Annotated in this window: 5 protein-coding genes; 2 read left to right on the top strand and 3 right to left on the bottom strand. The window is 63.6% G+C overall.

What is annotated here, in order from left to right:
* A partial coding sequence (locus E3D03_RS19955) for a class I SAM-dependent DNA methyltransferase (protein WP_263568404.1) occupies positions 1-786 on the bottom strand: 786 nt, incomplete at its 3' end.
* Between the two features lie 566 nt (positions 787-1,352).
* On the opposite strand from E3D03_RS19955, the gene E3D03_RS19960 reads away from it, so the two are divergent.
* Both E3D03_RS19960 and E3D03_RS19965 read left to right on the top strand, forming a co-directional pair.
* A complete protein-coding gene (locus E3D03_RS19960; protein ID WP_263568405.1) occupies positions 1,353-2,615 on the top strand; it encodes a site-specific DNA-methyltransferase in 1,263 nt (420 codons plus the stop codon).
* Positions 2,612-3,943 (top strand): site-specific DNA-methyltransferase, encoded by a 1,332-nt coding sequence (locus E3D03_RS19965; protein ID WP_263568406.1) that lies wholly within the window; start codon positions 2,612-2,614, stop codon positions 3,941-3,943. The genes E3D03_RS19960 and E3D03_RS19965 overlap by 4 nt, the downstream gene beginning before the upstream one ends.
* 24 nt (positions 3,944-3,967) lie before the next feature.
* On the opposite strand, the gene E3D03_RS19970 is transcribed toward E3D03_RS19965, so the two are convergent.
* Both E3D03_RS19970 and E3D03_RS19975 read right to left on the bottom strand, forming a co-directional pair.
* Positions 3,968-4,708, bottom strand: a complete 741-nt coding sequence (locus tag E3D03_RS19970; protein ID WP_263568407.1) for a DUF4145 domain-containing protein — start codon at positions 4,706-4,708, stop codon at positions 3,968-3,970.
* Between the two features lie 64 nt (positions 4,709-4,772).
* The coding region (locus E3D03_RS19975; protein WP_263568408.1) for a DUF3489 domain-containing protein at positions 4,773-5,256 on the bottom strand (484 nt) is incomplete at its 5' end.

Consider the following 5,256-nt stretch of genomic DNA (forward strand, 5'->3'; position numbering starts at 1 on the left):
GGCCACCTGGAAGTCCTCGATCCCGTGCAGGACAAGGTTCATCCGGGCGATCGCGGCGGTGGTCAGGTTCTTCTCCTGGCCGTAGATCTTCCCGTAGAAGGTGCGCGGATCGCCGCCCTTGCGCATGACATGCTCGATAGCCCCGAGCAGCATGCCGCCCGTGCCACAGGCGGGATCATAGATGCTCTCGCCTTCCTTCGGGTCGAGGATCTCTACCATCATGCGCACCACGCTGCGCGGCGTATAGAACTCACCTGCCTTGTTGCGGCGGGTGACGTCGGCGAACTTGCCGACCAGGTATTCATAGGCGTCGCCCAGCACATCGGTGCTAACGGTAGTGTTGCCAAGCCCGATCTCCGAGAAACCCTCGATCAGATCCTTCAGCAACTCGTCGGAGAACTTCTCCTTGTTACCCCAGTCCGCCGACCCGAAGACGCGAAACAGCGTGTCTGGATTGGCCCGCTCAATCTCCTGCATGGCCTTCTGCAAAGCCGCACCGACATTGGCTGGAACTGACCTGATATCTTTCCAGTGACAACCCTCGGGCAGCACGAAGCGATGCACTTCGGGGAACAGGGATGGATCGGCCTCACCGTAAATCTCGTGCGCCTCGGCCGTTTCTTCGTCCCAGACGTCGGAGATGCGCTTGAAGAACAGCAAGGGCAGGATGTAGCCCTTCCAGTCCGTACGATCGACAGCGGAACCCCGAAGCGTGTTCGCTGCGTCCCAGAGCGCAGATCGGAATTCACTCGAGAACGGCTGTCGAGCAACCTCAGCCTCACCCATCTGTACGACCATCTGAAGCCACTCGAGGCCTTTCTTTTGTTTGGACTTAACGATCAACAAGACCGCAGCACGCGATTGCACCTAGCCATTTGATTTGTTTTCTAATTCAACCGCCAGCAAGAACCAAGCAAAACGGCACGTTGCAGCCTCACAACCGTCAGGGCACACCCCTCCCCCTCCTCTGGTTCCTCCCCGACCCCAAACGTATGCGGGGGGGCGCAGCGCGGCGGTTCGCTAGCGTCAGGCAGTTTCACCGGGGAAGCCAGGCGGAAGCCACCTTGCGCCCCGTTGTAGGAATTCGTGAGTCAGATCAGCGGCTTGCGGAATCACGATCTGGACGAGGTGGATTCCCGGCGGGAAGCCAGGGAAGCCACCTTCGGGGAAGCCAGGTGGCCAGAAGCCACCACGGAAAGCGAATTCGTCAGAAGCTGTTGAATCCGCTTCACTTTTCTGCTTGACAGACCTGCCCCCATTGACCTACCCCTTGATCATCGAAGAATTGCGCCCGGAGGAACCCCCTCGCGGGCGCTTTTCATTTCCCTCCTCCACATCCCGAGCCCCATCCCATGGACCTCGTCTTCGCGCCGAGCCAGGTAGAATCCTGGCCGATTGCCCGGCTGCGCCCCTATGCCCGCAATGCCAAGATGCATGGCGACGACCAGGTGGCTAAGATCGCCGCCAGCATGGCCAAGTTCGGCTGGACCGTCCCCTGCATGGTGGCCGACGACGGCGAGCTGATCGCGGGACATGGCCGGGTGCTGGCCGCCACGATGCTCGGCCTGACCGAGGTGCCGGTGATCCGGCTCAGCCATCTCGACGAGGCGGAACGCCGGGCCTACCGGATCGCCGACAACAAGCTGACGGAACTGGGCGAATGGGACGAAGCTCTGCTGCGCGACGAGATCGCGGGGCTGCTGGCCGAGGATTTCGACCTGACGCTCTTGGGCATCAGCGATGATGAGCTTGACGCGCTGCTGCGAGATCCGGAGGCGCTGGGCGGCGATGGCCCGGTCGAGGGCGAGGACGATGTGCCCGAGCTTCCGGTCACGCCAGTTTCGGTGCCGGGCGATCTCTGGCAGCTGGGCGCGCACCGGCTGATCTGCGGTGACAGCATCTTGGCCGATGTGGTCGGGCGGCTGCTGGGTGACGTGCGCCCCCTGCTTATGGTCACCGACCCGCCGTATGGCGTGGAGTACGATCCCTCCTGGCGAAACCAGGCTGGCGCGGCGAAGACCAAACGCACCGGCAAGGTGCTGAACGACGATCGCGCCGACTGGCGCGAAGCATGGGCGCTGTTCCCCGGCGACGTGGCCTATATCTGGCACGGGGCGCTGCATGCCGCGACCGTGGCCGAAAGCCTGGCGGCCGCGGGCTTCGCCATCCGTTCGCAGATCATCTGGGCGAAGGACCGGCTGGTCCTCAGCCGCGGCGATTACCACTGGCAGCACGAACCCTGCTGGTATGCGGTGAGGGCCAAGGGCAAAGGCCATTGGGCCGGGGACCGCAAGCAAACCACGCTGTGGCAGATCGCCAACCGGGATCAGGATGCCGACACCGTGCACGGCACCCAGAAGCCGGTCGAGTGCATGCGCCGCCCGATCCTGAACAATTCCAGCCCCGGCCAGGCAGTCTACGAGCCGTTCATGGGATCCGGCACCACGCTGATCGCGGCCGAGACGACCGGCCGGGTCTGTTTCGGGGTCGAGTTGAACCCGGCCTATGTCGATGTCGCCATCGAGCGCTGGCAGTCCTTCACCGGTCAGGAGGCCCTTCTGGCGGGAACCGGCGATACCTTCGCCGCCCTCAAGGCCAAGCGGCTCGCGGCATGAACGCGCCCCTCCTGCCCGGCCGGATCGAGCACTGGCCGCTTGCGCGCCTTCGCCCCTATGCCCGCAATGCGAAAACCCACGATGCCGATCAGGTGGCGAAGATTGCCGCCAGCATGGCCGAGTTCGGCTGGACCGTTCCCTGCCTGGTTGCCGCCGATGGCGAGCTGATCGCGGGCCACGGCCGCATCCTGGCCGCGGCCCAGCTCGGGATTGCCGAAGCGCCGGTCATCATATTGGGCCATCTGACCGAGGCGCAGCGCCGCGCATATCGGATCGCCGACAACAAGCTGACCGAACTGGGCTGGTGGGACGAGGCGCTGCTGTTCGAGGAACTGCGGGGCCTGATGGCCGAGGATTTCGACCTCGGGCTGATCGGGATCCCCGAGGACGAGCTGGATGCGCTGCTGCATGATGCCGACGACCGTACGCCTATCGACGACGACACGGCTGACACCATCCCTGAGGCCCCGGCCGAGCCAATCACCCGCCCCGGCGACATCTGGCGGCTCGGGCATCACCGGCTGATCTGCGGCGATGCCACCGACCCGGCCGTGGTGGCGCGGCTGATGGACGGGGCGAAGGCCTCGCTGATGTTCACCTCGCCGCCCTATGCGCAGCAGCGCGACTATGGCGCGGCGAAAGAGAAGGTCGGCGATTGGGATGCGCTGATGCAGGGCGTGTTCGCCGCAGCACCCGTCGCCGCCGACGCCCAGTTGCTGGTCAACCTCGGCCTCGTCCATCGCGATGGCGAATGGATCCCATATTGGGAGGGCTGGCTCGATTGGATGCGCGCGCAGGGCTGGCGGCGGTTCGGCTGGTATGTCTGGGACCAGGGGCCCGGGCTGCCCGGCGACTGGAACGGGCGCCTGGCGCCGTCGCACGAGTTCATCTTCCACTTCAACCGCCAGCCGCGGAAGCCGAACAAGACGGTCGAGAGCAAGCACGCGGGCGAAACCCTCGGTGGTGGCGGCCTGCGCGGCGCCGACGGCACGGTCCACCGCAAGACCGGCTACGGCAACGCGATCCAGAGCCACCGCATCCCCGACAGCGTGTTCCGGATCACGCGCCACAAGGGCGGTCTGGGTGCCGCCGGATCACACCCGGCCGTGTTCCCCGTGGCGCTCGTCGAGGCGGTGCTGGAGGCCTTCACCGATCCCGGCGACCTGGTGTTCGAACCCTTCTGCGGCTCCGGCACACAGCTGATCGCCGCCGAACGCACCGGGCGGCGCTGCCGCGCAGTGGAGCTGGACCCGGTCTATTGCGACGTGGCGGTGCGGCGGTGGGAGATGGCGACGGGGAGGGAGGCGAAGGCTGTCCACCGCCCTTGAAATAGTTAGACCATCCTAAATGCCTCAGGTGGTTTTTGCGACTTTTTGGCGTTTTGGCTTCGGGGGAATAGCGCTCTTGATGCTCAGTGCCTTTTTCCCGACGATGAAGGCGCGTTGCAGGAACACTTCCATGGCGTATAGGAGTTGATCAACATCTTTGGAATCAGGCGACCAGCCACGATGAGCTGCAGCGTTACCAGCATCGGTTATCACTTCAAGAATGTCGTGTTCTGTCGCCCCAATCCACCCGCCGTTCTGTAGGTCGGAAAGCTTTTCGGCAAAAGTCTTTGCAGGGTCGATTCCGAGAACTTCGGTGCCACGGTCAAGCGCGGTTCGAAGTCCAACAGCGGTCAGAATGTAAGCTTCGTTGTCTCGGGCGACATACATTTCATTCAGAATGGCCTGAAGCTGGCTATCGATCTTCCCAATCGCATCCAGCCAAAGTGGCCTGACAGCGCTTTCGGGTTTTGGGTAAGTCACCTTGGTTCGCACAGCTTCAGTCTGCGTTTCCCCGTTGGGACCATACCAGTGGTCAAGGTCTTCATCATTCCAACTGTCATGGAGGTAGAACACCGTTTCACATCCTCGGCATTGAAGCAGTGAATGATCAATGCCACCACTCATCGAATACCCGTTGTGTTTGTCCTCCCAATGCCACGGAACATAGACATGACCGTGAATCTCGCAAACACGTTCGGCGTTGCACTCTGGACAGTGCTCCCGGACTGTCTTGGGCTTTCTTGTTGCGGCAGCGTCATCAGTCATCGATTCACCAAGAGTAAACGTCGGACTGGACGGTACAAGACAGAAAAGGACGTGTCACTGTTGGTCAAAGTGTGTGGGTCGAAGGACAGAGACTATACACCGTCCCCCTGCCCTCGACCTTCTCCGCGGCGATGGGCAGACCCAGCTTCTTCTTCAGCGCCCCCGAGATGCAGCCGCGGACGGTATGTGCCAGCCATCCGGTGGCCTCGACCATTTCGGCGACCGTTGCGCCCTCGGGGCGCTGGAGCATGGCGATGATCTGCGCCTGCTTGGTGCCAGCGCGGATGGCGACGGGTTTCGCGGTGCCGGTGTCGCAGGGCATCTGCACCGGTTCCGGCTGCGGCCTCGCCCTCCGCACGCTGGCGACGGCGCTGGCCACCACCGGCTCGATCCCGATGGCCTCCAGCCCGGCTTCGGTCGCGATCAGCGTGGTGCCGTGACCGTCGCCGGTCTCGCGCCACATCGGCTCATTGCGGCGCAGGTTCGCCTCGACCTCCTCGAGCCAGCCGCGGGCAATCATCTTGCCGACCACCATCTTGGCGGCGGCG

The organism is Paracoccus sp. DMF, from assembly GCF_004407025.1.
GTDB classification, from domain to species: Bacteria; Pseudomonadota; Alphaproteobacteria; order Rhodobacterales; family Rhodobacteraceae; genus Paracoccus; species Paracoccus aminovorans_B.